The 25,342-nt window shown below is 66.7% G+C and carries 28 protein-coding genes and 1 tRNA gene; 7 read left to right on the top strand and 22 right to left on the bottom strand.

What is annotated here, in order from left to right; all coding sequences use genetic code 11:
* Positions 1–26: 26 nt before the first annotated feature.
* The 5 genes from HGK58_RS02125 to dnaK are packed head-to-tail and all read right to left on the bottom strand — an operon-like array spanning position 27 to position 4,698.
* Entirely contained in the window at positions 27–764 is a 738-nt protein-coding gene (locus tag HGK58_RS02125) for a hypothetical protein (protein ID WP_168625520.1), read from the bottom strand.
* A gap of 32 nt (positions 765–796) precedes the next feature.
* Complete coding sequence (locus HGK58_RS02130; RefSeq protein ID WP_168625893.1) at positions 797–1,210, bottom strand: MerR family transcriptional regulator; 414 nt, start codon at positions 1,208–1,210, stop codon at positions 797–799.
* Positions 1,211–1,218: 8 nt separating this feature from the next.
* Positions 1,219–2,196 (bottom strand): DnaJ C-terminal domain-containing protein, encoded by a 978-nt coding sequence (locus tag HGK58_RS02135; protein ID WP_168625894.1) that lies wholly within the window; start codon positions 2,194–2,196, stop codon positions 1,219–1,221.
* 1 nt (position 2,197) lies between these two features.
* Positions 2,198–2,827: a nucleotide exchange factor GrpE gene (locus HGK58_RS02140; protein ID WP_168625895.1), complete on the bottom strand. Its 630-nt coding sequence runs from the start codon at positions 2,825–2,827 to the stop codon at positions 2,198–2,200.
* Between the two features lie 2 nt (positions 2,828–2,829).
* On the bottom strand, positions 2,830–4,698 hold the full coding sequence (gene dnaK, locus HGK58_RS02145; RefSeq protein WP_168625896.1) for a molecular chaperone DnaK: 1,869 nt from the start codon (positions 4,696–4,698) through the stop codon (positions 2,830–2,832).
* A 151-nt stretch (positions 4,699–4,849) separates the two neighbouring features.
* On the opposite strand from dnaK, the gene HGK58_RS02150 reads away from it, so the two are divergent.
* From HGK58_RS02150 to idi, 3 genes are read left to right on the top strand one after another with little or no spacing between them, the layout of a single operon-like run.
* Entirely contained in the window at positions 4,850–6,289 is a 1,440-nt protein-coding gene (locus HGK58_RS02150; protein ID WP_168625897.1) for an MFS transporter, read from the top strand.
* A gap of 49 nt (positions 6,290–6,338) precedes the next feature.
* Complete coding sequence (locus HGK58_RS02155; RefSeq protein ID WP_168625898.1) at positions 6,339–6,758, top strand: MarR family transcriptional regulator; 420 nt, start codon at positions 6,339–6,341, stop codon at positions 6,756–6,758.
* 40 nt (positions 6,759–6,798) lie between these two features.
* Entirely contained in the window at positions 6,799–7,320 is a 522-nt protein-coding gene (idi, locus tag HGK58_RS02160; protein WP_168625899.1) for an isopentenyl-diphosphate Delta-isomerase, read from the top strand.
* A gap of 3 nt (positions 7,321–7,323) precedes the next feature.
* Here idi and dcd read toward each other — a convergent pair whose 3' ends face one another.
* Complete coding sequence (gene dcd / locus HGK58_RS02165; protein WP_168625900.1) at positions 7,324–7,929, bottom strand: dCTP deaminase; 606 nt, start codon at positions 7,927–7,929, stop codon at positions 7,324–7,326.
* A 90-nt stretch (positions 7,930–8,019) separates the two neighbouring features.
* On the opposite strand from dcd, the gene HGK58_RS02170 reads away from it, so the two are divergent.
* A tRNA-Gly gene (locus HGK58_RS02170) sits at positions 8,020–8,093 on the top strand.
* A gap of 1,668 nt (positions 8,094–9,761) precedes the next feature.
* Positions 9,762–10,994 carry a serine hydrolase domain-containing protein gene (locus HGK58_RS02175; protein WP_168625901.1) on the top strand — a complete coding sequence of 411 codons (1,233 nt, stop codon included), beginning with the start codon at positions 9,762–9,764 and terminating at the stop codon, positions 10,992–10,994.
* Between the two features lie 164 nt (positions 10,995–11,158).
* Here the strand turns inward: HGK58_RS02175 and HGK58_RS02180 are convergent, their stop codons facing one another.
* Positions 11,159–11,926 (bottom strand): class I SAM-dependent methyltransferase, encoded by a 768-nt coding sequence (locus HGK58_RS02180; RefSeq protein WP_168625902.1) that lies wholly within the window; start codon positions 11,924–11,926, stop codon positions 11,159–11,161.
* 59 nt (positions 11,927–11,985) lie between these two features.
* Between HGK58_RS02180 and HGK58_RS02185 the strand changes: the two genes are divergently transcribed.
* Both HGK58_RS02185 and HGK58_RS02190 read left to right on the top strand, forming a co-directional pair.
* On the top strand, positions 11,986–12,942 hold the full coding sequence (locus HGK58_RS02185) for an isopenicillin N synthase family oxygenase (RefSeq protein ID WP_168625903.1): 957 nt from the start codon (positions 11,986–11,988) through the stop codon (positions 12,940–12,942).
* 79 nt (positions 12,943–13,021) lie between these two features.
* The gene (locus HGK58_RS02190; protein ID WP_168625904.1) at positions 13,022–13,255 is read left to right on the top strand and encodes a hypothetical protein; all 234 of its coding nucleotides are present in this window, start codon (positions 13,022–13,024) and stop codon (positions 13,253–13,255) included.
* On the opposite strand, the gene HGK58_RS02195 is transcribed toward HGK58_RS02190, so the two are convergent.
* The 15 genes from HGK58_RS02195 to HGK58_RS02265 all read right to left on the bottom strand — a co-directional run bounded on the left by HGK58_RS02195 (position 13,245) and on the right by HGK58_RS02265 (position 25,190).
* Complete coding sequence (locus HGK58_RS02195; protein ID WP_168625905.1) at positions 13,245–13,604, bottom strand: VOC family protein; 360 nt, start codon at positions 13,602–13,604, stop codon at positions 13,245–13,247. The two genes, HGK58_RS02190 and HGK58_RS02195, sit on opposite strands and share 11 nt — an antisense overlap.
* 125 nt (positions 13,605–13,729) lie before the next feature.
* Positions 13,730–14,977, bottom strand: coding sequence for an MFS transporter (locus tag HGK58_RS02200; RefSeq protein ID WP_349236102.1), 1,248 nt, complete (start codon positions 14,975–14,977; stop codon positions 13,730–13,732).
* Between the two features lie 60 nt (positions 14,978–15,037).
* A complete protein-coding gene (locus HGK58_RS02205; protein ID WP_168625907.1) occupies positions 15,038–15,283 on the bottom strand; it encodes a carbon storage regulator in 246 nt (81 codons plus the stop codon).
* Positions 15,284–15,287: 4 nt separating this feature from the next.
* Positions 15,288–16,139 (bottom strand): hypothetical protein, encoded by an 852-nt coding sequence (locus tag HGK58_RS02210; RefSeq protein WP_168625908.1) that lies wholly within the window; start codon positions 16,137–16,139, stop codon positions 15,288–15,290.
* Positions 16,129–18,153, bottom strand: coding sequence for a flagellar biosynthesis protein FlhA (locus HGK58_RS02215; RefSeq protein ID WP_168626846.1), 2,025 nt, complete (start codon positions 18,151–18,153; stop codon positions 16,129–16,131). Before HGK58_RS02215 ends, HGK58_RS02210 begins: the two co-directional genes overlap by 11 nt.
* 34 nt (positions 18,154–18,187) lie before the next feature.
* Complete coding sequence (locus tag HGK58_RS02220) at positions 18,188–19,276, bottom strand: EscU/YscU/HrcU family type III secretion system export apparatus switch protein (protein WP_168625909.1); 1,089 nt, start codon at positions 19,274–19,276, stop codon at positions 18,188–18,190.
* Positions 19,277–20,035, bottom strand: a complete 759-nt coding sequence (locus HGK58_RS02225) for a flagellar biosynthetic protein FliR (RefSeq protein WP_168625910.1) — start codon at positions 20,033–20,035, stop codon at positions 19,277–19,279.
* Between the two features lies 1 nt (position 20,036).
* On the bottom strand, positions 20,037–20,312 hold the full coding sequence (gene fliQ, locus HGK58_RS02230) for a flagellar biosynthesis protein FliQ (RefSeq protein ID WP_168625911.1): 276 nt from the start codon (positions 20,310–20,312) through the stop codon (positions 20,037–20,039).
* The gene (gene fliP, locus HGK58_RS02235; RefSeq protein ID WP_349236159.1) at positions 20,312–21,067 is read right to left on the bottom strand and encodes a flagellar type III secretion system pore protein FliP; all 756 of its coding nucleotides are present in this window, start codon (positions 21,065–21,067) and stop codon (positions 20,312–20,314) included. The genes fliQ and fliP overlap by 1 nt, the downstream gene beginning before the upstream one ends.
* An 83-nt stretch (positions 21,068–21,150) precedes the next feature.
* Positions 21,151–21,606 carry a flagellar biosynthetic protein FliO gene (locus HGK58_RS02240; RefSeq protein ID WP_168625912.1) on the bottom strand — a complete coding sequence of 152 codons (456 nt, stop codon included), beginning with the start codon at positions 21,604–21,606 and terminating at the stop codon, positions 21,151–21,153.
* Positions 21,607–22,317, bottom strand: coding sequence for a flagellar motor switch protein FliN (gene fliN / locus HGK58_RS02245; RefSeq protein WP_168625913.1), 711 nt, complete (start codon positions 22,315–22,317; stop codon positions 21,607–21,609).
* 44 nt (positions 22,318–22,361) lie between these two features.
* Positions 22,362–23,261, bottom strand: a complete 900-nt coding sequence (locus tag HGK58_RS02250) for a flagellar motor switch protein FliM (protein ID WP_349236103.1) — start codon at positions 23,259–23,261, stop codon at positions 22,362–22,364.
* Between the two features lie 32 nt (positions 23,262–23,293).
* Positions 23,294–24,136, bottom strand: coding sequence for a flagellar motor protein MotB (locus HGK58_RS02255; protein ID WP_349236104.1), 843 nt, complete (start codon positions 24,134–24,136; stop codon positions 23,294–23,296).
* Positions 24,133–24,900 carry a MotA/TolQ/ExbB proton channel family protein gene (locus tag HGK58_RS02260; RefSeq protein WP_168625915.1) on the bottom strand — a complete coding sequence of 256 codons (768 nt, stop codon included), beginning with the start codon at positions 24,898–24,900 and terminating at the stop codon, positions 24,133–24,135. Before HGK58_RS02260 ends, HGK58_RS02255 begins: the two co-directional genes overlap by 4 nt.
* Entirely contained in the window at positions 24,900–25,190 is a 291-nt protein-coding gene (locus tag HGK58_RS02265; RefSeq protein ID WP_168625916.1) for a flagellar FlbD family protein, read from the bottom strand. Before HGK58_RS02265 ends, HGK58_RS02260 begins: the two co-directional genes overlap by 1 nt.
* Between the last annotated feature and the right edge of the window lie 152 nt (positions 25,191–25,342).

A 25,342-nucleotide genomic window follows, 5' to 3' on the forward strand; every position in this document is an offset into this window, starting at 1 on the left:
GCTTTCGCGTTTCTTTCTCTTGGTTCTTAGGGAATTACTGTTGTCCTCGGCTCGGATGTCGCAGTCTCAAGGCCGGAGCGCATCACGTGCGCCATCCACCACCAGCTCAGCCAGCCGATGACCGAGTTGACGATGAACCCGAGCAGGAAGCCGACGACGCCGAGCACGGCGGCGATGGCTCCACCGTCGAGGCCGCCTGCCGACAGTGCACCGCCTCCCAGCTGGAGGCCGAAGCTCGTGAACGACTGGACGACCCAGAACGCCGCGACGGCGACACCCGCCCCGGCCCAGGTCACCGGCCACGGCCGATTGACGTCGTGCCGGGCGAGGATGACCTTGCTCAGGTATAGGCCGAGCCACATGATGCCGAGGCCGACGATCGAGATGATGATGAGCGGGATGACCCACGCACTGAGGTTGACGTTCTCGACGAACTCCTCGAGTCCGGCGTACTGGCCGTAGTCGGTGCTCACGCGGGCGATCCAGGCGAAAAGCCCCGCGAACAGGCCGAGGATGATCGGCACGATGAACAGCCCGAAGCCGATCGTCAGGAGGTTGAAGCCGACGATGCCTGCCCACGCGGCGCCGATCTTCTGCCGACTGCCCAGTGGGGGGCGGGGTGGGGTTGCCGGCGCGTACTGCGGGGCATACGGCTGCCCGGGTGCGGGCTGCTGCCCGTAAGGCTGCGTGGGCTGCTCTCCGTAGGGCTGCCCGGGCGTTGGCTGCTGACCGTAGGGCTGCTGGTTCGGGTCTTCGGTGGTCATGGTCTCCTACTCCTTTGTCGAGCTCTCATGAGTCATCGGGTGAAGGGTTTCCACAGCACGACCTGTGTATTGCGTTGTGTTCTCGTTCCGGCGCGCAACGGGATGACGTCGCCAGCCTCGTCCGCGGCGAACACCCGCCGGCCGGGGCGGTTCAGCAGTTCGTCGGCGAGTGCGGTTTCCAGTTCCCGCACGCGTTGCGCGAGCTCGTTGACCTGGTTCTCCAGGTCGAGCACCCTGCGGATGCCTTCGAGACTGACCCCTTCGGAGCTGAGCCGGGCGATCTCCCGCAGCTGGGCGACATCCCGCATCGAGTAGCGGCGCGACTTGCCCGCGGTGCGCTTCGGGCTCACCAGCCCGAGTCGGTCATACTGCCGCAGCGTCTGCGGGTGCATCTCTGACAACTCGGCCGCGATGGCGATCGCGAACAGCGGCGAGTTCTCGTCCATGTCCATCATCATCCGGCCCTCGCCATCAGCTCATCCCGGGGGTTCTCCTTGGGCATCGCCTTCTCGAACGCTTCCAGGTGCTTCTTCGCGTCAGCCGGCACGTGACGCGGCACGACGATGTGGATGGTTGCGAGCAGGTCGCCGGTGCCCTTCTTGGTCGTGACCCCGCGGCCCTTGACGCGCATCACGCGTCCGCTGGGTGTCGCGGCCGGCACCTTGAGCTTGACCGGCGGCCCGTCCAGGGTCGGCACCTCGATGGTCGCGCCGAGGGTGGCCTCGGCAAAGGTGACGGGCACATCGACGCGCAGGTTCAGCCCCTCCCGCTCGAACACCGGATGCTTGCGCACGGTGACCGTGATCACCAGGTCCCCGGCTTCACCGCCATCCGGGCTGGGCTCTCCCTTGCCCTTCAGTCGGATCTTCTGCCCGTCGGCGACTCCGGCTGGGATGCGGACGCTGATGGGCTTCCCGCCGGCCGGTTGCAGCCGGATGGTGTCGCCGTTGATGGCCGTAACGAAGTCGAGAGTCGTGGTGGCGCTCAGGTCGCGGCCCCTGGTTGGGCCACCGAACCCGCGGAAGCCGCCGGTCGACTGCCCGAACCCGCCGCCGCCGAACATGCTGCCGAAGATGTCCTCGAAGTCGCTGCTGCTGTAGCTCTGGCGGCCACCGGAGCCGCTCTGGCCGAACATGCCGCCGAAGACGTCCTCGAAGCCACCGCCGCGACCGCCGGTCGCAAAGCGCGGCGCACCGGCGCCGAGCGCGCGCATCTGGTCGTACTCCGCCCGCTGCTCGGCGTCGGAAAGCACGGCGTACGCCTCGCTGATCTCCTTGAACTTCGCTTCGGCCGCAGTATCACCCGGGTTAGAATCCGGGTGATACTTGCGCGCCAGCTTGCGGTAGGTCTTCTTCAGGTCGGCCTCGGAGACGCCCTTCGACACGCCAAGGGCCTTGTAGAAGTCCTTCTCGAACCAATCCTGACTTGCCACGTCAGCCTGCCGGAACTGTGACCGCTACCTTGGCGGGCCGAAGCAGACGCTCGCCGATGCGATAGCCGGGCAGCACGACATCCGCCACCGTCTCCACCGTCGCATCCGCGGACGGCAGCTGCGCTATCGCTTCGTGGATGTTCGGGTCGAACGGCTCGCCGACCTCCCCGACGCGCTCCAGCCCGTACTTCTCAAACGCCACCTTGAGCTTCTGCGCGATGAGCTCGAGCGGACTGCCCTCGAGGTCGCCGTGTTTGTCGGCAAGATCGAGATCGTCCAACAGCGGCAGGATGCCGCTGATGACGTCGGCTATCGCTCGCTCGCGGGCCACCGCCCGGTCGCGCTCGACGCGCTTGCGGTAGTTGGCGTACTCGGCCTGCACCCGTTTGAGGTCGTTCAGCAGGTCGGACTCGGGCTCGCGCTCTGCCACTGGTTCCTCCAGCAGCCGAGCGAGGTCCTCGTCCGTCAACTTCTCACCCTCGGACAGTTCCGCGGATGCCTGCTCTGCCTGCTCGTCCGCCTTCGCCTCCGGCTCGCGCAGGTCACCGGTCTCGGGGTCGACCCGCCGCTTGTCGCGGATGACCGGCTCGTCCTTCGGCTCTTTGTCCTTGTCCTTGCCCTTGTCAGCCATTGTTACTTCCGGCCGCCTTCTGGCTCGTCGTCGACAACCTCAGCGTCGACGATGTCCTCGTCGTCGGTTCCGCTCGTCGGCTCAGACGGTGCGCCCTCATCGGTCGGGTTCGCGTTCGCGGTCTCCGACTGCTGGTACAGCGCCTCGCCGATCTTGCTTTGGCTCGCGTTGAGCTTGTCGAACGCGGCACGCACCGCGTCGTCGTCCTCGCCCGCGAGCGCCGAGTTGAGCGCGTCGACATCCGCCTGGATCTCGGTCTTCACGTCTTCCGGCAGCTTGTCGGCGTTGTCCTTGAGCAGCTTGTCGGTCGAGAACGCCAGCTGCTCGGAGCTGTTGCGCATCTCTGCCGTTTCACGACGGGCCTTGTCCTCTGCCGCGTGCTCCTCGGCCTCGCGGACCATCCGGTCGATGTCTTCGCGCGGCAGCGACGAGCCGCCGGTGATGGTCATCGACTGCTCCTTGCCGGTGCCCTTGTCCTTGGCGGACACGTGCACGATGCCGTTCGCGTCGAGGTCGAAGGTGACCTCGATCTGCGGGACGCCGCGCGGGGCGGGGGCGATACCGGTCAGCTCGAACGTGCCGAGCGGCTTGTTGTCGCGAGTGAACTCGCGCTCGCCCTGGAAGACCTGGATGGCGACGGATGGCTGGTTGTCGTCCGCCGTGGTGAAGGTCTCGCTGCGCTTGGTCGGAATCGCGGTGTTGCGCTCGATGAGCTTGGTCATGATTCCGCCCTTGGTCTCGATACCGAGGCTCAGGGGGGTGACGTCTATGAGCAGGACGTCCTTGCGCTCGCCCATCAGCACACCGGCCTGGATGGCGGCGCCAACGGCGACGACCTCATCCGGGTTCACGCCCTTGTTGGGCTCCTGCCCGGTCTCCTTCTTCACGAGGTCGCTGACCGACGGCATGCGGGTCGAACCACCGACCAGCACGACGTGCGCGATGTCGGACACCTTGATGCCGGCTTCGCGGATGACATCCTCGAACGGCTTCTTGGTGCGGTCGAGCAGGTCGGACGTCATGTTCTCGAACTGCGCGCGGGTCAGGGTCTCGTCGAGGTTGGCCGGGCCGTTCTCGGTGAGAGACAGGTACGGCAGCTGGATGCTGGTGCTCGTTGAGGAGCTGAGCTCCTTCTTCGCCTGCTCCGCGGCCTCCTTGAGGCGCTGGCGGGCGATCTTGTCACCCGTCACGTCGACGCCGGTGGTCTCCTTGAAGCGCTTGATCAGGTGTTCGACGATGCGCTGGTCCCAGTCGTCGCCACCGAGCCGGTTGTCACCGGCGGTCGCGCGCACCTGGATGGTGGAGAAGTCATCGTCCTTGCCAACCTCGAGCAGGGACACGTCGAACGTTCCACCACCGAGGTCGAAGACCAGGATGAGCTCGTCTTCCTTGCCGCGGTCGAGGCCGTAGGCCAGTGCGGCCGCGGTCGGCTCGTTGATGATGCGAAGCACGTTGAGGCCGGCGATCTCGCCCGCCTCCTTGGTTGCCTGGCGCTCGGCGTCGTTGAAGTACGCGGGAACGGTGATGACGGCATCCGTCACGGTCTCGCCCAGGTACTGCTCGGCGTCGCGCTTCAGCTTCTGCAGGATGCGCGCCGAGATCTCTTGCGGCGTGTACCGCTTGGCGTCGATGTCGTGGTTCCAGTCAGTGCCCATGTGGCGCTTGACGGATGCGATGGTGCGGTCGACGTTGGTCACGGCCTGCCGCTTGGCGGTCTCCCCAACGAGCACCTCTCCGTCCTTCGTGAATGCCACAACCGACGGGGTGGTGCGGAAACCCTCCGCATTGGCGATCACCGTCGGCTCGCCACCCTCGAGAACCGAAACAACCGAGTTCGTCGTTCCGAGGTCAATTCCTACTGCTCGAGCCATGTGCTCTGTTCTCCTCACGGTGTAAATCTCTTTGAGACTTGAGTCTGTCGAACTCAAGTTTCGTCCTTGATAGTAACGCTGTCAAGTTCGGGTCCATTCCCCCCGATCGTGGAATACCGATTGTTTACCGGTCGCCACTAGCCTGAGTCGCATGAGCGAGAAGGTTCCCGACAACGAAGTCACCACCACCCCCTCGACCGCCAAGAAGGTTCCCGTGGTGGCCAACACCGGGGCCGTAGCGGTCGCCGGACTGGACCTGCAGGAAGGCAGGGTCGTTCCGCGCAAGCAGGTCTTCTCCTGGGCGCTGTGGGACTGGGCGACCCAGCCGTTCAACTCGGTGATCCTCACCTTCGTCTTCGTGGCGCTGTACCTGGTCGGCGATGACTTCATGGATCCGGCGATCCGCGCGCTCGGGCCGCAGCATCCGGATTACGTCGCCGCAGCAGCACAGCTCGACAGCCAATTCGGATTCGCCCTGTTCATCGGCGGCCTGCTGATCATGCTGATCGCGCCGGTCATGGGACAGCGCGGTGACGCCTCCGGCAGTCGGAAGAAGTGGCTTCTGGTCAACACGGCCATCCTCATCATCTGCATGGCGCTGCTGTTCTTCGTCGAGGCCTCGCCGGCGTACTTCCTGTTCGGCATCTCGCTCATCTCCGCCGCGAGCGTCTTCAGCGAGATCGCGGGAGTCAACTACAACGCGATGCTGTCCCAGGTGTCGACGCGCAAGACGGTCGGCAGGGTGAGCGGCCTCGGCTGGGGCTTCGGCTACCTCGGTGGCATCGTCGCGCTCGTGATCGTGGTCGTGATCACCCAGCTCAACTGGTTCGGCATGGACACCAGCAACGGCATGGCGTACCGGATGATCGCGCTGGGCAGCGCCGTCTGGGCGATCCTGTTCACCATCCCGCTGCTGCTCAACGTGCCCGAGGTCGCTCCGACGCCTGGCCGACCGCAGGTCAGCTTTTTCCGCAGCTACGTCGTGCTCTGGCACGACATCGTCCGGTTGTTCCGGATGAGCCGATCGACGTTCTGGTTCCTGATCGCCGCCGCGATCTACCGGGACGGCCTCGCCGGCGTGTTCGCGTTCGGTGCGATCATCGCCGCAAAGGTGTTCGGGTTCTCCAACAACGAGGTCATGATCTTCGGCATCGTCGCGAACCTGGTTGCCGGGGTCTCGACCATCATCTCCGGCCGCTTCGACGATCGCTTCGGCGCTCGCGCGGTCATCCTGTTCGCGCTCGGCGGCTTGCTCGTCACCGGCCTGGCGGTGTTCTTCCTGCACGATGCAGGCAGCACCGTGTTCTGGGTCGCCGGTCTCATCCTGTGCCTCTTCGTCGGGCCGGCGCAGGCGTCGAGCCGCGCACTCCTGGCGCGCCTGTCGCCCCCTGGGCACGAGGGTGAGATCTTCGGTCTCTATGCCACGACCGGTCGGGCGGCGAGCTTCATGGCACCCGGGTTGTGGGCGCTGTTCACCGGCGTGTTCGCCGCGACGCACTGGGGCATCCTCGGAATCATGATCGTGGTCGCGGTCGGGTTCGTGCTCATGCTGTTCGTGAAAGTGGGTAAGGACCCGGTTCCGGCCAGCTGATGCGCGTCGCATGATTGCCAGCGGCTCGAAGCGCGCTTAGGGTCGAGCCATGGCGGATCAGCGGCCGATCGGATTCTGGTTGAAGCTCGTCGACCGGCTCATCGACGAGCAGTTCGCGACGACGCTCGAGGAGCACGGAATCACGCGGCGACAGTGGCAACTACTGAATGCGCTCTCGCACAACCCTGCGACGGCCACCCAGCTGGACGCTGCCCTCGAGCCGTTCCTCGACACCGCCGGCGGCGAGTCATCCGCCGACCATCTCGGCGAACTGATCGAGAGCGAGTGGGTCGTGCTCAACGACGACCGCTACGACCTGACCGAGCGTGGCATGACGGCATTCGCTCGGCTGTCCGAGGTCGTGAACGACAACCGGGCGGCGGTGACCAAGGACGTGTCCGAGGAAGAGTACTCGGCGACCATCGACGTGCTCGAGCGGCTCGCCCGGAACCTGGGCTGGAGCGAGTGAGTCACGGCTCGTTCACCGGGTCATGCGTTTTCATGATCGGATGACCGTGGTCGCTGAAGAGGTTGTGCTGCTCGCCGAGGACGGCACCCCGGTCGGTACCGCGCCGAAGGCGACCGTGCACACGCGGGACACCGCGCTGCACCTGGCCTTCTCGTGCCACCTGTTCGACCCGACTGGGCTAGTGCTGGTGACGCGGCGTGCCCTGTCCAAGGCGACCTGGCCGGGAGTGTGGACGAACGCGTTCTGCGGGCATCCGCTGCCCGACGAGCCGCTGGAGGATGCCGTGCGCGGCCGGGCCGTGCACGAACTGGGCGTCAATGTTGGCGAACTTCAACCACTGCTGCCGGACTTCCGCTACCGGGCGACCGACGCATCCGGGATCGTCGAGAACGAGGTGTGCCCGGTGTTCCGGGCCGTCGTCACCGACACGCTTGAGCCGAACCCGGACGAGGTGGCGGAGTGGCGCTGGGTGGAGCCGGATGCGCTGCGCCGCGCGGTCGACGCCGCACCGTTCGCGTTCAGCCCGTGGCTGGTGCTGCAGTTGCAGCAGTTGGAGCGCTGAGGGTCAGCCGCCGGTGCTGCCAGCACTCGTCACCGAGACGTCGGTGCGGTGGAAGTTCTTGTGCGAGCGGGAGGCGGTGGGGCCGCGCTGGCCCAGGTAGCGGGAACCGTACTTCTCGGAACCGTACGGGTGCTCGGCGGGCGAGCTCAGGCGGAAGAAGCACAGCTGGCCGATCTTCATGCCCGGCCACAGCTTGATCGGCAGCGTCGCGACGTTGCTCAGTTCTAGGGTGACGTGGCCGCTGAAGCCGGGGTCGATGAAGCCGGCGGTGGAGTGCGTGAGCAGGCCGAGGCGGCCGAGCGAGCTCTTGCCTTCGAGGCGCGCCGCGATGTCGTCGGGGAGGGTGACGGCCTCGAAGGTGGAGGCGAGCACGAACTCGCCGGGGTGAAGGATGAACGGCCGGGTGGCGTCGACCTCGAGGAGGCGGGTGAGCTCGGGCTGGTCTTCGGCGGGGTCGATGTAGGGGTACTTGTGGTTGTCGAACAGGCGGAAGTAGCGGTCGATGCGCACGTCGACGCTCGAGGGCTGAACCATGGCCGGCTCAAACGGGTCGAGGCGCACCCGCCCGGCGTCGAGTTCGGCCAGGATATCGCGGTCGCTCAGCAGCATGGTGGACAGCCTATCGAGGCGCGCATCCGGATGTAGACGCGGAGGCGGGGCGCGCTAACATGGGTGAACCGACGCCGAATGGCCCGGTGTGCGGATGTAGTTTAATGGCAGAACTTCAGCTTCCCAAGCTGATAGCGCGGGTTCGATTCCCGTCATCCGCTCCACAAAGTGACGACTGCTGTTCTCGCTCTGTTGTCGGACGCAAAGTTACTTTTCGCGCGCCCAAGGTTAGTTTTCGTGAACGCAAGAATGTTTTCGCGGTCGCGCCGAGTGAGTGATCGAAGAATCGTCGATCGCACTCCAGGTAACGCCCGGTCGTGAGATACTCCGCCGAGAGCACCCCATTGCTAGGGTCGCTCATATAAATGGATGACATGAGGACGGACACGCATCGAGTAGACAACGCTGCGCGGTCCCGTCACCGTCTTGCTGCTGCGCTTTGGGTGCTCGGCAGCGGGCTCCTCGCATTCCTGTTCGGCTGGTCGGCCATTTCGCTCACACGAGACCAGTTGCACATCAGATGCAGCATGGGTCCACCTGGTTCTGAGGGTGCGGATAGCTGGCATTGCAGCGACGGCATCGGATATGTCGGTGTAGCCGTCGTTCTCGGAGTGATGTGGTTCCTTGTGGTTCTGGCTGGCTCCCTCGTCGCGCTGCTCGTCGAGCGGAATCGAACGGCGCGCGTGCTTCTTGTTCTACTTGCCGCGATTTCGACCGCGTGGATTCTCGGATGGACCTGGTACGGATCCAGCGAGCTTGTTCAGGATGAGTACGCTCCGATGACAGGAACAGAGTATTGGGCACACGCGGTCGGGCCGGCTGCCGCCGTCAGCACCCTCAGCGTTGCAGCTGGGCTGGTCACTCTCGTGCTGACCAGGCGGCTCTCATGGATCATAGGGATCGGCGCCGCCCTCGGTCTCGCCGTTGCGACCATTCTCCAGCCGGGACTGAGCCTAAATACCTTGCCGGCGGTGGGGTTACTCGCCTCCGCAGCCGTCCGAGGTGTCCACGACGGTCGCCCTCATCGTCCCGCCGCTTCCCCTCGGCCGTAAGAGGCGAAGTGTGGCACGAGACGGGGAATCTGCGACCAGCGGCGCTAGTAAGCTCGAGCACTCCTGTCGCCTCGCTCGGAGACGGACAGCAGTTCCGTGTTCGGAGAGGGTCAGGGAGTCGCAACGCGGACCATGAGCTCCTCACTACGGAGCTTCAGGGCGCGCTGCTGCTTACGAAAACTTTTCTGCGCTCACGAAACTAAACGTGATTCCTACAGTTGGTGAGCCTCGCCGCATGCGTGACCACGCCTCCAGCGGCAAGGCTACCTACCTTGCCTCAGCCCCTAGCGCACAAGAAATCCCCACGGGCTGGATCCCTCTGAATGAAAATCTGATCATTCATCCGGCCCACTAACCCCGGGGATCCTTGATCGCGCGTATGTCTCAACCTGTCTGAGAACCCGGCTAAGTCCCTGAAGCCGAGACGGCCGAGCCCTCGCCCGAATCCGAGGGTTAACCCCCGGTTGTCAGGGGGTTAGCCAGATTGTTGCCGTTTGCCCCACCGCCATAGCTTGATAATTACGCAGTTTCATATCGAGAATGGATAGAACACAAGTGACCAGCCCGCATCCTGCCGCCGAGCACATGCTGCATCCCACCAATACCGATGATCCTTTTCCGTCGGCTCGCACGCTGGACCACGAGCTCACGTTCGAGGGTGCGGAGGACCCTCAGGGATCGAAGCCAGGTGCGACGCCCCAACAGCCTGCGCCGGAAAGCAAAACCCGGAGATCCAGGGTCCGCGCGGCGTTGCGTCGCCGGCCACTGAGCCTCGTGTGGATGCGGGACACCGAATCCTTCGCCCGCCGGTGGCCCGGGAAGCTGCTGATCGCACTCGTCATGCTCGTGCTTCCGATCGCCGTGCTCCAGCTTTCGCTCAGCTCAGGCGGGTACGCCGACATCTGGCCCGCACCGTTGATGGCCGTCGCACTCGCCGGCGTGTACCTCATCTCGCGTCGGCTCATCGTGACGGTCGTGGTCTCCACGCTGATCGTCGGCGTCTCCTCCGCACTACTCGCCCCAACCCTGTCCACATCAGGCACCGGCGACCCGGTGCTCCTCGACCAGCTCAAGGCCGAGCAACTGGTGGGCGCCTTGAATGGCTTCGAGAACATCGCGGTCGCCCAGATCGATTTGGACGCGCCACAACCGGTGCGTTTGGCAGGCTTTGGAGCTGTCGAGACAACGCGCATGGAGGCCGGGTCGCTGACCAAGGCGATGACCGGCCTCGTCATCGCCGATGCCGTGGCCCGTGGAGAGGTCGAGCTGGATGCGCCTGTTTCCCGCTACCTTCCGGAGCTCATCGGATCGCCCGCCGGCGAAGTCACCCTCGCCGAGCTCGTAACTCATACCGCCGGATATGCCGACTTCGGATCGTCGACCGAGCACCGAGCCGCTTGGAGCGCCCCGCTGGGCCTCAACTTCCTCACCACCACCGCTGAGGAAATGACAGAGGAGATCCGAGAGCAATACTTGTTCGGCCGCGGCTCATGGGCATACTCGAACCTGGGCGCGGCGACCGCGGGGCAGGCCGTCGCCGCAGCGACCGGCATGAGCTACTCCGAGCTCATGCGCACGCGACTGTTCGAGCCCCTCAAAATGAACGACACCGCCATCCAAGACGACGAGGCGCTCGTCCCGGGTGGAAGATCGCAGTCAGGGCTCATCGTGCACCCGTGGGTGATCAACGCGTACGCACCATCCGGTGCCATTGTCTCCACCACCGAAGACCTGGCCCGACTGGCCACAGCTCTCCTGGACGGAACAGCACCGGGCATGGCGGCCCTTGACCCAACCATCACAATCGGGACCGACATGGACATGGGTGTCTTCTGGTTGATCTCACCGTCGACAGACGACCAAACGATCACCTGGCACACGGGTGAGACGGGCGGGTACAGCTCCTATTTCGCCCTGGACCGCACCAATAACAAGGCGGTGATAGTGCTCTCGGACGTCGTCACCCCCGCGACCGCGACTCTCGGCACGCGCCTCCTGACCGCCAACGGCTGACCGACCTCGATTAGCCTCAACCGGGGCAGCCTTCCTGCCCCGGTTGAGGCCGGTCCGCAGCACAGCGCAGCTTGCTCCGGCGCCCTTGGCCGAGTGCGCCCGAAATGTTCGAGCGCGTGCGCACTATCCCGTGCGCTCGCACAATCGGGCGGCGCTCGCGAGCACTAGGCGGGCACAGTGCCGCGCGCGGCCCACGCCACCGCGGTCACCGTGAACGGACCATCCGGCAGTTCGGCGCGACAGCGCTCGCGGATGTGATCCCGACGATCAGCATCAGCCCGCGCAAGGTACTCCCCCGCCGGCCCGACCCCGGCCGTGTACGGCTGCCACCACTCGTCGAAGCCGGCGTGCTCCATGCTGACCTCGAGCGCCGAGCCGACAATGTCAGCGAAGCCTGCCGCGCCGAAAAGTCTCTCCAGATCGCCTTCGCTGGTCCCGGCGCGTTTGGACTCATCGAAAAGTCCCGGATCAAACTCCCCCGCGACCCTCCAAAACAGGCTCAGCGGTGAGCGACCGCCAGTGAAATCCCACACGCACGCCGCGACGACACCGCCGTTTCGTGTCACGCGACGCATCTCCGACAGCCCGACCACCGGATCCCGCATGAAATGCACCACGAGCTGGGCGAGCGCTACGTCGAATGCGTCGTCACCGAACGGCAAGTCCTCAGCTCTCGCCTGGACAACCTTGGCACCCGGATGCCGCTGCTGAGTTGCCTCAACGAACCGGGGGGCCGGATCGATCGCTGCAACCGCATCCTCGCCGAGGCGGGCGGACAACTCAGCCGTCAGCGCACCGGTGCCGCATCCGACATCCAACGCACGCTGGCCAGCTGCCACTCCGGCGAAGTCGGCGAGCTGCGGGGAGAGCAGCCGCGAGTAGCGGCCCATGAAACGGTCGTAGGCGTCTGCGGCCACGGTGTCGAAGCTCACGCGCGCAGTCTACGTTCGCACCCCGCATCCGCACCCCACGGCTCGGCTAGATTGGCGATATGAGCCACCCCATCGAGATCCCCACAATCAGCATCGACCGCGACCCGGCCGTCGTCGGCCACGAAATCGACCAGACGCTGCGTGAGGTCGGTTTCTTCCAGATCGTCGATCACGGCGTGCCGGATGCTGTCACCGACCGTTGCTGGGAGATCACGCGCACCTTCTTCGACCTGCCCCTCGATCGCAAGCTCGAGGTGGAGCGACCGGCTGGCGGGCTCTATGGGTACTTCCCGATGCTGTCGGAGTCGCTCGCCAATTCGCTCGACGCGATGGCCCCCGGCGACCTGAAGGAGAGCTTCAACATGGGCCCGGGTGCCACCAGCCGCACCCTCGCCGACGAGACCGAGGCCAGCCTGTTCTCGCCCAACGTGTGGCCTACCGCGCTGCCGGAGATGCGCGAGGCCTGGGATGCCTACTTCGCCGCGATGACGGACCTGTCGAACCGCCTGATGTCGATCTTCGCGCTCGGCCTCGACCTGCCGGCCGACTTCTTCGCGGACAAGATCGACGCCAGCCCGAGCGCACTGCGCGCCATCAACTACCCCGAGCAGACCACTCCTCCAGAGGAGGGCCAGCAGCGCGCCGGCGCCCACACCGACTACGGCACGCTGACCATCCTGCGCCAGGAGCTCGGCAAGGGCGGCCTACAGGTGCGCGACGACAAGTCGGATGCCTGGGTGGACGTTCCGCCGACCGCGGGCGCCTACGTCATCAACATCGGCGACCTGATGGCCCGGTGGACCAACGACCGCTGGACGTCCACCCTGCACCGCGTGGTGAACCCGGATGCCGGCTCCTCGAAGTCTCAACGTCGCCAGAGCATGCCCTTCTTCCACAACGCCAACTACTCGACCATCGTGGAGTGCATCGCCACGGGCGAGGAGCCGAAGTACGAGCCGGTGATGGCCGGCCCGCACCTGGCCGGAAAGTCGCACAAGAGCATCGTCGGCTCCTAGGCCGGCGCTGAAGCTGGTTTAGACGATCGCTTCGCGATCCCTCAACCAGCGGTGGGCGGTAACGCGATAGTGTCTCGACATGAGCGAGACACGCGTGCCCTCCCGTGCCGCCACGATCGCGCTCTACGTGGTCGCCGTGCCCTTCCTGGCGCTTGGTCTGTTCATGATCGTCGGCTCGCTGTGGGGTTCAACCGGTTCGCCGATCCCGCTGTGGATGCTGCTCGGCGTGTCGTTCGTGCCGCTGGTCATCGGCGTTGTGGTTGTCAGTTTCGCGATCCGCAACCAACGCCGCATCCGTGGTTTCAGCGGGTGACGTCGACCACGCAGAAGCGGTTGCCCTCCGGGTCGGCCATGATCTCGTAGTCGGCGTCATCCGGGCGTTTGTCCCAGTGCACGCGCGTGGCGCCCAGCGACTCGAGCCGCGCGATCTCCTCGGCCTGATGCTCGGTGTACAGGTCCAGGTGGATGCGCGGTGGAATCGGCAACCCCGTCGGATGGGCGTCGAGTGACACGTTCGGTCCGACACCATCCCGCGGCCGCAGCACGATGAAATCGTCGTCCCGCGTCGGCTCGCGCGGCTCATAGTCGAGCGCGGCGGTCCAGAACGCCTCCTGACGCGGCAGGTCCGTGACCCGCACCACAATCGAGCCGACCCTCAGCATCCCTCCACGCTAGTTCGCGTGATCTCCGACGACAATCACCCCGCGAGACTGCGCAAATGGGCGTTCTCGAGGCTGAGAGCGCAGGTTTTTGCAGTCTCGGCGGGGCGGGGCGGGGCTCGCGCCGCTTACGGCACGGCGTCCTGCTCCGCGGCATCCATCGCGCGGTCGGTCAGGATGTACATGAACGCCAGCAGCGACAGCGACAGCACCGCCGAGAGCCCGAACACCCAGGTCAGACCGAGCCATTCGCCGACCAGCCCGCCGAGCGCCGCACCGAGCGGCATTGTGCCCCACGCGATCAGCCGGTAGCCGCTGTTCACCCGGCCGAGCAGACGGTCCGGCGTGATGCGCTGCCGCAGCGACACGACGACGACGTTCCACAGCACGACCGTGACCCCGCCGAGGAAGAACCCGATGCCGATGAGCCAGACGTCGGTGGTGAACGCCGGGACACCGAGCATGATTGCGCCACCGACAGTCCCGATCATGAGCGAGCGCGACCTGCCGACCCAGTCCTCGATCCGCTCGGCGACCAGCGAGCCGAGCAGGCTGCCGATCGCGCTCGCGGTCAGCAAGACACCGAAGGCCGGCTCGTTCAGGCCCATCGCTGATTCGGGTCCAACCGCGTACAGCACGAACACCGCGAACGAGGCGCTGGAGGCCAGGTTGAAGATGCCGGTCATGATCGCGAGCGTGCGCAGGATGCGGTGCCCGAGCAGGAAGCGCAAACCCTCGGCGATGTCCGCGCGAATGGTGGTCTTCTCGCCCTCGCGCTGCACCTTGAAGCTGCCCCGGATGAGCAGCAGCACCCCGACCGCAGCAAGCCACATTCCCGCGGGCACGGTGAACGCGATCGCCGCGCCGGCGGCGACCAGGAACCCGCCGAGCGGCGGCCCGACGAACTGGTTGGCGGTCAGCTCGACTGCGTACAGGCGACCGTTCGCCCGCGACAGTTGATCGCGGCCGACGATCTGCGGCATGATCGACTGCGCCGATGTGTCGTAGATCGTCTCGGCGAACCCGATGGCCAGCCCGACGACGTAGATCAGCAAGATCGACCCGAGACCCATCAACGCGGCGACGGCGAGCGTGACCAGCGCAAGCGCGCGCGTGGTGTTGGCGACGACCATGAGGGTCCGCCGGTCCATTCGGTCGGCGAGCGCGCCGGCCTGGAGCGCGAAGATCAACCAGGGCAGCCGCAGCGCGAGCGACACGCCCGCGATCAGAATCGGTGATTGCGTGTAGGTGATCGCGACAAGCGGCAGGGCGACGCTGAACACGCCGTCAGCCAGGTTGGAGAGCCCGGAGGAGCTCCACAGCTTCCAGTACGAGGCACCGAGCGGTCGCCGCGCGACCGGATCACGTTTCGTCACCACGGAACAGTGACACATTCGACCACCGAGCACCACTACCACGCGGCTCGGAACAGCGAATCAGCTGGTCGGCGCCTCCGGCAGGCCGAGCGCGGCACGGATGCGATCCTCGGCATCCGGTGCGCCCTGCGCTGCTTCGACGTTCGCCTCGGTCACGGCGCGAACAATCTCCTCGCGCTGGATGCGAACCCCGCGCGGGGCGTCGATGCCGATCCGGACGCCATCCGACCTGGTCTCGAGGATGGTGATGACGATGTCATCGCCGACGAGCAGCCGCTCGCCCGTTCTCCTCGTCAACACCAGCACGTTGTCAGCCTATCCAAGCGTCGAACGCCCAACTCACCGGCAGGTTCAGCGACTCCACCGTTTCCGGGGTGTCGGTCGAACGGCGACGCATCGCCGCGATCGCGTCAACCCGCACCACGGCGTCGAGTTCACGCACCCAGGCCGCGGTGTCGGCGGGCTTCTTACCGGCGTCGACGACCGCCCACACCTGATCGGCGCGCAACGCTTCGAGCATGCCCGCATGCTCACGCACCGATGCCGCGGCGTGCCCCAGCCCGACCGCTATGAAAACCGGTCGGCCCGCCCGCACACCGGTCGCCCTCGCGGCGATCGCGGCCTGCCTGTCCTCGACCCGTTTGGCATCCGGGATCACCAGCCCACCGGCTACCGAGATGGCTGCGCTCCTCCCCATCATCCGGGTAACAGGGAGGGCGTCGCCGTCGAGGCCGGCCACGATGACCAGGTCCCCCGCGTTCCCGAGCGGCAGGGGCGTGCTCGGCACCGCGACGGCGGGGGCGGCGGCCGGGATATCCGTCACCGAGGCCAGTTCGCCGAGGATGTCGGCGAACTCGCGCGACGACGTCGACAGGCTCGCCCGCGACTCCGTCCCGTTCACGTGCACCTCGGCCGCATCCGCATCGTCCAGCAGCGCCGCAATGCCGACCCGCGCGGGCAGGTCCAGCTCGTGCGAGTCGATCGGCCGGGTGTCAAGCGGCCGGTCCGGCACCTCAACGGTCGCCACGAACCGCCGGGTGGCGAAGAACCCGCCGATGCCGCCGACGGTGACCTCGTCGACGGCGACGATGGTGGCCCGCGGGCCGTAGCTGGCCATGACGCGCGAATTCAGCTCGCCGAGGCTGGGGCTTTCAAGCTGCAATCGCCGAGGCACTGCGGATCACCCCCACCGTCTCGATCTCAGCGTTCACCGCGGTGACCTCCTGATACGAGAGCACAGGCAGCCCGCCGTGCTGCGGCGACACCAGGCGCCGGATGGCGGGACGCAGGGCGGGCGCACACACCAGGATCGCGCCGTTGCCTCTCGCCTGAACAACCTCGAGCGACTCCCGCACCGAGCCGAGCACCGCTTCGATCGTCTTCGCGTCGAGCACGATCTGGCTTCCGTTCTCGCTGGGGCGCAGCTGCTCCAGCATCGTCTGCTCGAGCAGCGGGTCGATCATGATGACACGCAACAGCCCACCATCGAGATGGCGGGCGGCGATGGTCGGCCCAAGCGCCATCCGCGCCGTCTCGATCAGCCCCTCCGGGTCACCGGAGACCTTGGCGCGCAATGCGAGGGCCTCGTAGATGCGCGGCAGGTCGTTGATCGGAACCTGCTCGACCAGGAGCCCCTGCAGGACACGCTGCACCTCCGCCAGGGTCAGCAATGACGGCACCAGTTCGTCCACCGCCGACGGGTTCACCTGCTTCACGCCCTCGGTGAGCACGCGCACGTCCTCCCTGGTGAGCAGCCGGGCGGCGTTCTGGGTGATCAACGACGACAAGTGGGTGACGAGCACCGACACCCGGTCGATCACCGTGGCGCCGCTGAGCTCGGCACTGTGCCGCAGCTCGCTGGAGACCCACTTTCCGTTCAGTCCGAACACCGGCTCGGTGGTGGACGGTCCGGGCAGGCTGGAGAGCTCGTCGCCGAGCGCGAGAACCTTGCCCCGCGGGGCAGAGCCGCGGCCCGCCTCGACCCCGGCGATCCGGATGGCGTACGTCCCGGACGGCAGGTCGATGCTGTCCCGCGTGCGCACGGGCGGCACGACAATGCCCAGCTCGAAGGCGATCTTGCGGCGCAGCGCGCGCACACGGGCGAGCAGGTCGTCGGATGCCCCCGTGACCAGGTCGATGAGATCCGGTGCCAGCTGGATCTCCAGCGCGTGCACCCGCATCTGCTCGATCAGGTCTTCGGTGGTCTCCGCCTCCGGAGTGACCGCCTCGACCTCGGCGGCCTTCGCCTGCTCCCTGGCGGCCGACGCCTTGAGGCGCTGCGACACCAGGATCAGCGCGGCGCCGATGATGACGAACGGGATCATCGGCATGCCGGGGATCAGCGCCATCACGATGGACGCGCATCCGGTGATCATCAACGCCATCCGCGACTGGGTCAGCTGCGACGTCGCGGTGGACCCCATGTCGGCCTCGACGTTGGACCGGGTCACGATCATGCCGGTGGACACCGCCATCAACAGCGCGGGAATCTGCGTGACCAGGCCGTCGCCGATGGTCAACAGCGTGTAGGTGTTCAGCGCGTCGCCGAAGTCCATGCCCCGCTGCACCAGGCCGATCGCGACGCCGCCGATCGAGTTGATGATGATGATCACCAGACCGGCGATGGCGTCGCCCTTCACGAACTTGGAGGCGCCGTCCATCGCGCCGTAGAAGTCGGCCTCAGCGGCCACCGCGGCGCGGCGCTCCCTGGCCTCGGCGTCGGTGATCAGCCCGGCGTTCAGGTCGGCGTCGATCGCCATCTGCTTGCCCGGCATCGCGTCGAGCGTGAACCGCGCACCGACCTCGGCGACCCGCTCCGCACCCTTGGTCACGACCACGAACTGGATGACCACCAGGATGAGGAACACCACGGCACCGATGATCAGCGACCCGCCGACGGCAACGTGGCCGAACGCCTCGATGACCTGGCCGGCGTAGGCGTCACCGAGCACAAGCCGGGTGGATGCGACGTTGATGCCGAGCCGGAACAGGGTCGCGACCAGCAGCAGCGACGGGAACACCGAGAAGTCCAGCGGCTTCTTGACGAACATGCTCGTGAGCAGGATGACGAGCGCGAACAGGATGTTCACGATGATCAGCACGTCAAGCAGGAACGCAGGCACCGGCACAACCAGCAGCAGGATGATGCCGACAACGCCCACCGGCACGCCGAGCATCGCAAAGGCGCTTTTCACCAGATACCTCCAGAACTCATGCCGACAACACCGGCTGGGGAAGGATGTGCACGCCCCGCGTGCCACGAGAATTCAGTGCCATCACGAATGCGAGCACCCGCGCGACCGCGTCGTAGAGCTCGACCGGGATCTCCTGGCCGAGCTCGCACGACGCGTGCAGTGCTCGCGCAAGGGGAATGTCCTTGACCATCGGCACGCGCTTGCTCTCGGCTTCCTCGCGGATACGGGCGGCGATCGCCCCAGCCCCCTTGGCGACGACGCGGGGAGCCGACTTTCCAGGCTCGTAGCGCAACGCGACGGCGAAGTGCACGGGGTTGACCAGGACGACGTCGGCGTCGGCGATGGCGGCCATCATCCGGTTGCGGCTGAGCAACAGCTGCCGTGAGCGGCGCTGGGCCTTGATGAGCGGGTCGCCGTCCTGCGACTTGTTCTCGTCGCGTACCTCTTTCTTGGTCATCCGGGTGCGCTTCCGGTTTCTCCGGATGACGACCCAGACATCCGCGACGGCGAGCGCCAACCCGGCGATGACCGCGAACTGCACGAGCGTCGCCGCGCCCTGCCCGGCGGCATCCAGCAGTGCACTGACCGACTGCGAACCGGCGCCCATGAGCACAGGCATCAAAGACTGCACGACGAGGTACAGCACCAGGCCGACGACCGCGGTCTTCAGCACCGCCTTGGCACCATTCCACAGTGCCTGCATGCCGAAGGTGCGCTTGAGTCCGCTGACGAGGTTGAACTGCTCGAACTTGCCCTTGAACTTCCGGAAGTGGATGCCGCCCTGCAACGCGGCACCGATGAGCACCGCGATGGCGACCACCGCGAGCAGCGGGCCGATCGTGGACAGCACCGATGACATCCCGTGCCACAGCGACTGAACCGCGACCGACGGCTCCGGCGACGCGGCGACCGCGCCGAGCCGGAACAGCTGGTCGGTGCCGGCCGACGCGCCGTTTGCGAGCGCCATCGGCAGCAGCACCGCGGCGGCGCCGATGCCGAGCCATGCGGTGAGGTCCTGCGACTTGGAGAGCTGGCCCTTGGACCGCACCTCCTTCATCCGCTTGTCGGTGGCCTGCTCTGTGCGCTCTTCCGAGGTATCCGACATCTAGTTCACCCCTGTCAGCAGCTTCAGCGCGTCGCCGGTCAGCGACTCGATGATCTGCGGCAGCGCCACGAACACGGTCACGGCGAAGGTCAGTGTGAGCAGGATCTTGAGCGGGAAGCCGAGCGCGAACGCGTTAAGCGCTGGCGCGACACGCGTGAGCAGGCCAAGCCCCACGTCGGCGAGGAACAGGATGACGATGAGCGGCCCGGCGATCTGCACCGATGACAGGAACAGCTCGGTGATCCCGGTCGTCATCGCCTCGACCGGACGGCCGAGATCGATCGCACCCCCGATCGGCAGGGCACGGAAGCTCCGGGTCAGCCCGCCGATGATCAGCTGGTACGCCCCGGTGCTGAAGATGAGCACCACCGCGGCCATGTTGAACAGCCGCGCGAACTGCGCGCCGTTGACCATCGACTGCGGGTCGAAGCCCTGAGCGAGCTGGAACCCGCCGAACAGGTCGATCAGGCTGCCGGCCGACTGCACGGCCGAGAAGACGATCATCACGAGGAATCCGAGCAGCGCGCCCATGAGCAGTTCGAGCGCCAGCGCGGCCAGGAAGCCGGCGGTGTCCAGCGAGGTGTAGCCGGCGGTGACCGCAGGCGACACCGCGAGGGCGAGCCCGATCGCCAGCATCGCCTTGATGCGGGCCGGGAACGCGCGGGACGAGAACGGTGGGGCGATGACGAGGAAGGTGGTCATCCGCACCGCGGCCAGCATGACCGCTTCCATCCAGGCGGGGTTGATCGCGAGCTGCATGTCAACCGCTCCCGATGAGCGACGGGATCGAGTCGAACAGGCCGTTCGTGAAGGCCACCATCTCCGAGATCATCCAGTGCCCGCTGATCAGCAACGCCAGGCCGACGGCGACCACTTTGGGCACGAACGACAGCGTCACCTCCTGCACCTGGGTGATCGACTGCAGCAGCGAGATGGCGAAGCCGACGACGAGCGCGGTGACCAGCAGCGGCGCGCCCAGCTTGGCCGCGACCAGCAGCCCCTGCACCCCGATGTCGAGAACGGCATTGGAATCCATCAGCCACCGCCGTTGTAGCTGCTGATCAGCGACGTGATAATGAGGCCCCACCCGTCGACGAGCACGAACAGCAGGATCTTGAACGGCAGCGAGATCATCACCGGCGGGAGCATCATCATGCCCATCGCCATGAGCGCCGAGGCTACGACGAGGTCGATCACCAGGAAGGGCACGAACACGACGAATCCGATGATGAACGCCGCGCGCAGCTCAGAGATCAGGAACGCCGGGATGAGGGTGAGCATCGGCACCGACGCCGGATCATCCGGGTTCGGCAGCTCGGCCGCGCGGGTCATCAGGGCAAGGTCCTCTTCGCGTGTGAACGACAGCATGAACGAGCGCAGTGGCCCGGATGCCGCGTCAACGGCCTCCGCGAACGTCATGGTCCCAGCCAGGTAGGGCTGAACCCCGACGTCGTTCATTTCTGTGAGCACCGGGCTCATGATGAACAGCGACAGGAACAGGGCGAGCCCTGCGATGACCTGGTTCGGTGGGATGGACGGCAGCGACAGCGCGTTCCTCGCCATCGCGAGCACCACGAAGATCTTCGTGAATGAGGTCATCATCAGCAGCAACGCGGGCGCGACCGAGAGCAGGGTGATGCCGATGAGGGTGAGGATCGAGGCCGACGGCGCACCGTTGGGGCCGTTGATGTCGATGGTGATGCCGCCGAACCCATCGGTCGGCGGTGTCGGATCGGTCGGCGGCACCGGGTCGACGGTCACCGCGCCGGCCGCGACCGGATCGAGGAGCACGAGACCGGCGAGCACGACGGCAGCCGCGACCGCTGGCGCAAGACGCCGCCGCGTGCCGCGTGGTGCCGCTGCCGACGAGGTGGTCACCGGACCGGCCGCAGCGCCTCGACCGTCTGCCGCCAGGTCGTCGGCGACAGGATGGAGCCGGCCAGCACGGTCGGCTGCTTGTGCCTGCCGCCGAGCTGACGGCGGGAGACGGCACGCAATGCGGGGACGGGCGCGGCATCCGGCGACCACACCGCGTTCTCGAGCGCGTGCTCGAAGCTGTCGTCCGCTGCGGGAGCGGCAACCGGTTCGTCGGCGTGCAGCACATTGACCGACTGCTCGGTGACGCCAAGCAGCAGTCGTCGCCCCTCGAGTTCGATCACGACGACGTATGCCTTGGGAGTGATGGTCTGCCGGCTGACGACGGTCACTGCGTCAGGGGTGGTGCGCGCCGTGCGCATCTTGCCGCCGATTCGGCGCTGCAAGTACCAGAGCAGGGCGAGCACGACCGCGAGCGAGACGAGCACCCGCCCCGCGACGAGAAGGGTGTCCACTCAGCTCAACCCGTCATTCACGTCGATGATCTCGGTGATGCGAACCGCATAGTCCTGATCGACGACGACGATCTCACCGTGCGCGATGAGCCGACCGTTGAGCAGGATGTCGGCGGGCGCGCCGGCCGAGCGATCCAGTTCGACGACGCCACCCGGCTCGAGGTTGAGCACGTCGCGCACGGACATCCGGGTGCGCCCGATCTCGACGGTCATTGCCATTTCGACGTTGCTGATGCGGCCAAGCTTGTCCGCGACGGACCCCTCGGTCGCGATGGTCGGCTGGCTCGGGTCTGGCTCGCGAACGCGGATGCCGAACCAGCCGGCCGGAGTGCCGGTGTCGGTCGCCAACTGGAAGAGCGCGCTGGCCGGGTCGTCGAACACGCCTAGGTCACCGTCCGCGCTCACTCCGCCGAGCACCCCCGCGCCGAAGACTGCGGTAGCTGCCTCGAGGGCCGGCCGGAGCACATCCGCAACGGACACCATGGCGGAATCGGTCCCGGCCGCCTCCGCGATCAGCTCGGAATCGCCCAGCATCAGGGCGACATCGGCTGACACGGCGCCGACGAAGGATGCGGCGATCGCGCCAGCGCGCTCCCGGTCCACCGTTGCGCCCGACGGAAGCCGGGTGGCGCTGAGGACACGCGCGGTCGGCAGCTGGAGCACCAGCGCGGCCGCCGCTTCGGTGACGTTGGCAGTCGCCGTGTTGGTCATTGTCTATCTCCTCGAGTGAGTGGTGTGTGCCCGGTGGCCGTGGTTCAGAAGTCCGCGTCGACGACGACACACGCCAGCCGGGAGGCGTTGGAGCCGGCTGCGGCGCGGGCGATCGGCATGCCCTGCACCGCGAGCTCGAGAGGTCGATGCTGTGGGTGTGGGACCCGCAGGATGTCACCGACGGCGAGGTTCAGGATGCGTGCGGGCCGCACCATGACCGGCGTGAGGCGCAGGCTGACATCGACGGGCGCCATCGCGACGTGCGCGTGCAGGTGGTCTGCGGCATCCTCCGCCGTGCGGATGGGGTTGGCGTCGCCGAGCTGCGAGAGCACCAGCGCGGCCGGAATGGCGACGGTCGCGGTCGTGGTGGTCTCTCCGACCCGGATGTCGAAGGTCGCGACGATCATCAGGTCGGTGGTCGCGGCGGCTTGCGCGAACTGCGAGTTGTACTGGAAGGCGTCGAATACGATCGGCCGCGCAAGGACCGGACCGAGCGAGTAGCGCAGGTCTTCCAGCGCGTCGTCGATGAGCCGCTTGACGAGCGCCTGTTCGATGAGCGTGAACTTGCGTTCCTCGGCCACCGGCCTGCCGTGACCGCCGAGCATCGAGTTCACCCAGGCCAGCGCAGCAGTGGTCGGGAACTGGATGACCGCCTTGGCCGCGCTGTCCTCCATGGCACACAGCACCATGGCGGTCGCCGACGGGAGGCTCGCAGCGTACTCGTCGTACGGCTGCATCAGCACCTGCTCGCAGGTCACCTGAGACATGGCGCGCACGGTGGCGGTCAGCTGGGTGCCCCACTGCCGGGCAAACGTCTCGAATGCGAGCTCAAGCACCCGCGCGTGCTCACGCGCAAGCGTCGACGGTCGCCGGAAGTCGTACAGCTCCGCCGTTCTGCCCGCTCGTGCGGGCACGTCGACACGCTGTTGTTCCTGGACCGTCACACCGAGCACTATCGGCAGACGTCCCGCCGCCGTTAGCCGCCGCCTGCCGCCCCGTCCAGCGTGGCGGGAATCAGCTCGCGCACTGCTTCCGGCTCATCGGAGAGCACCATGATGTCCACGCGCCGGTTCAGAGCCAGGCTCTCGTCGGACGAGCCGGATGCGAGCGGACGAGCCGAGCCGAATCCGACGGATGCGATCCGCTCCGGCGGCATCCCTCCGTGCTCGACCAGGTGCCGAAGCACCCCGGTCGCGCGGCCGGACGACAGTTCCCAGTTCGTCGGGAACGGGTGCACCGACTGCCGGTAGTCGGCGTGCCCCTCTACCGAGACCGTGTAGTCGCTCGCGGCCAGGATGGGGCCGATGCTGTCCAGAACGCGCACCGCGACTCCGCTCAGCGCGGTCCGGTTGGATTCGAAGAAGGTCTCGGAGCCGACAAGCCGCACCGTCAGTCCCCGCTCGTCGAGTTCGAAGTCGACGGTGTGCTCGAGCCCGGATGCGACGAGTGCTGCCCGCAGCTGCTCGCGCAGCGCGACGAGGCGATCGGATTCGAGGACCGCGAGTTCGAGCGCGCGCTTCTCCCGGTCGCTGTTGGCCACGACGGTGAAGCCCTCACCGTCCTCGTGAACCTTCTCCGGCGGGACGATGACGCCGTCAGAGTCGTCTACGAGCTCCGAGGGGACCGAGCCGAACCCGGTGGCGAGCGAGGTGCGCAGCTGCTCGAACTTCTCCTGGTCGACCACCGACATCGCGAACAGCACGATGAACATGCACATGAGCACGGTGACCATGTCCATGTAGGAGGCCATCCAGCGCTCGTCGTTGGCGGGTTCCTCCTCGGACTCCCCGCCGCGGCGACGCCTCGAGCGCGTGCTCACGCCGCATCCGCAGGCAGCTCGTTCGCTGGCACCATGGCACGCAGCCGCTCACCGAGAAGTCGGGGCTGGCTGCCCGACTGGACGGCGAGGACGCCTTCCATCAGCAGGGTCATCCGCTCGACCTCGAGGTCGCTGAGCCTGCGCAGCCGGGCACCGAGCGGCAGCCACATGAAGTTGGCCGACAGCAGTCCCCAGAGGGTCGCAACGAACGCGGTGGCGATCATCGGGCCGAGCGTGTCCGGGGAGGACAGGTTTTCGAGCACGTGGGTCAGCGAGACCACGGTGCCGATGATGCCGACGGTCGGCGCGTACCCGCCGAGGCTCGAATAGAACTTCGCGGCGGTGCGGCCCGCCTTCGCGCGGGTCTCGATCTCGTCCTCGAGGAGGATCCGGAGCTCGTCGCCGTCGGTGCCGTCCGCGATGTTCTGCAGCGCACCGCGTAGGAATGGGTCCTCGACGGTGTCGGCCTCTTTCTCCAGCGAGAGCAGCCCCTCGCGCCGCGCGGTCTCGGCGAGCGCGACCAGGTTGTCGATCAGTTCGTGAGCTCGGGCGACCTTGCCGCGGAACGCGTGCGGTATCGCCTTCACCGCGGTGATGAAGTCCCGGAGTGTGCCGCCCGCGACGCCGACCGCGATCGTACCGACCAGCACGAGGATCATCGGCGCCGGCAGGAGGATCGCCGTGACGTGCGCGCCCTCCATGGTGATCATGGCGAACAGGGCGCCGAACGCGACGAGGATGCCGATCAGGGTTGCCGGATCCATCAGATCCTCCGCGGGCGACGCAGCTCGGCCGCGCCCTCGTCTGGCGGTTCGACGATGCCAAGCTGCCGGCCGGCATCCAGAGTCCGCCCGCTCGACATGGAGTTCGCCAGCGACACGACACGAGCGCGGTAGGCCGCGATCCGGTCGACGACCTCGGCGATGGACTCGGTGACGATGTATTTGGCGCCGTCGACCATGACCAGGGTGGTGTCCGGGTGGGCGTGGATGCGCTCGATCAGGTCAGGATTGATCGCGAATTGACTGTCGTTCAGTCGCGTGACAACGATCATCTGATCCATCCCTGGGTTATGCGCCAGGCTCATCCTGAGCCATCACGTGCAACTGTCGGCCGCTGAAGGCGATGCGTTAGGCGCGAGCGCTCACCCGATCCGCCCGGTAACGCCCAATTGCCCACTTCGGCCCCTGAATCGCACGGAAACAG

It is taken from the genome of Cryobacterium sp. BB307 (genome assembly GCF_012274275.1).
In the GTDB taxonomy this organism is placed as follows: Bacteria; Actinomycetota; Actinomycetes; order Actinomycetales; family Microbacteriaceae; genus Terrimesophilobacter.

Bases quoted from the DNA above. Each gene is read 5' to 3' on its own strand.
- HGK58_RS02125 (WP_168625520.1), bottom strand. From the start codon at position 764: ATGACCACCGAAGACCCGAACCAGCAGCCCTACGGTCAGCAGCCAACG.
- HGK58_RS02130 (WP_168625893.1), bottom strand. From the start codon at position 1,210: ATGGACGAGAACTCGCCGCTGTTCGCGATCGCCATCGCGGCCGAGTTG.
- HGK58_RS02140 (WP_168625895.1), bottom strand. From the start codon at position 2,827: ATGGCTGACAAGGGCAAGGACAAGGACAAAGAGCCGAAGGACGAGCCG.
- dnaK (WP_168625896.1), bottom strand. From the start codon at position 4,698: ATGGCTCGAGCAGTAGGAATTGACCTCGGAACGACGAACTCGGTTGTT.
- HGK58_RS02150 (WP_168625897.1), top strand. From the start codon at position 4,850: ATGAGCGAGAAGGTTCCCGACAACGAAGTCACCACCACCCCCTCGACC.
- HGK58_RS02155 (WP_168625898.1), top strand. From the start codon at position 6,339: ATGGCGGATCAGCGGCCGATCGGATTCTGGTTGAAGCTCGTCGACCGG.
- idi (WP_168625899.1), top strand. From the start codon at position 6,799: ATGACCGTGGTCGCTGAAGAGGTTGTGCTGCTCGCCGAGGACGGCACC.
- dcd (WP_168625900.1), bottom strand. From the start codon at position 7,929: ATGCTGCTGAGCGACCGCGATATCCTGGCCGAACTCGACGCCGGGCGG.
- HGK58_RS02175 (WP_168625901.1), top strand. From the start codon at position 9,762: ATGCGGGACACCGAATCCTTCGCCCGCCGGTGGCCCGGGAAGCTGCTG.
- HGK58_RS02185 (WP_168625903.1), top strand. From the start codon at position 11,986: ATGAGCCACCCCATCGAGATCCCCACAATCAGCATCGACCGCGACCCG.
- HGK58_RS02190 (WP_168625904.1), top strand. From the start codon at position 13,022: ATGAGCGAGACACGCGTGCCCTCCCGTGCCGCCACGATCGCGCTCTAC.
- HGK58_RS02195 (WP_168625905.1), bottom strand. From the start codon at position 13,604: ATGCTGAGGGTCGGCTCGATTGTGGTGCGGGTCACGGACCTGCCGCGT.
- HGK58_RS02215 (WP_168626846.1), bottom strand. From the start codon at position 18,153: ATGCTCGGCGTGCCGGTGGGCGTTGTCGGCATCATCCTGCTGCTGGTT.
- HGK58_RS02220 (WP_168625909.1), bottom strand. From the start codon at position 19,276: ATGTCGGATACCTCGGAAGAGCGCACAGAGCAGGCCACCGACAAGCGG.
- HGK58_RS02225 (WP_168625910.1), bottom strand. From the start codon at position 20,035: ATGCAGCTCGCGATCAACCCCGCCTGGATGGAAGCGGTCATGCTGGCC.
- fliQ (WP_168625911.1), bottom strand. From the start codon at position 20,312: ATGGATTCCAATGCCGTTCTCGACATCGGGGTGCAGGGGCTGCTGGTC.
- fliN (WP_168625913.1), bottom strand. From the start codon at position 22,317: ATGACCAACACGGCGACTGCCAACGTCACCGAAGCGGCGGCCGCGCTG.
- HGK58_RS02260 (WP_168625915.1), bottom strand. From the start codon at position 24,900: ATGGATCCGGCAACCCTGATCGGCATCCTCGTCGCGTTCGGCGCCCTG.
- HGK58_RS02265 (WP_168625916.1), bottom strand. From the start codon at position 25,190: ATGATCGTTGTCACGCGACTGAACGACAGTCAATTCGCGATCAATCCT.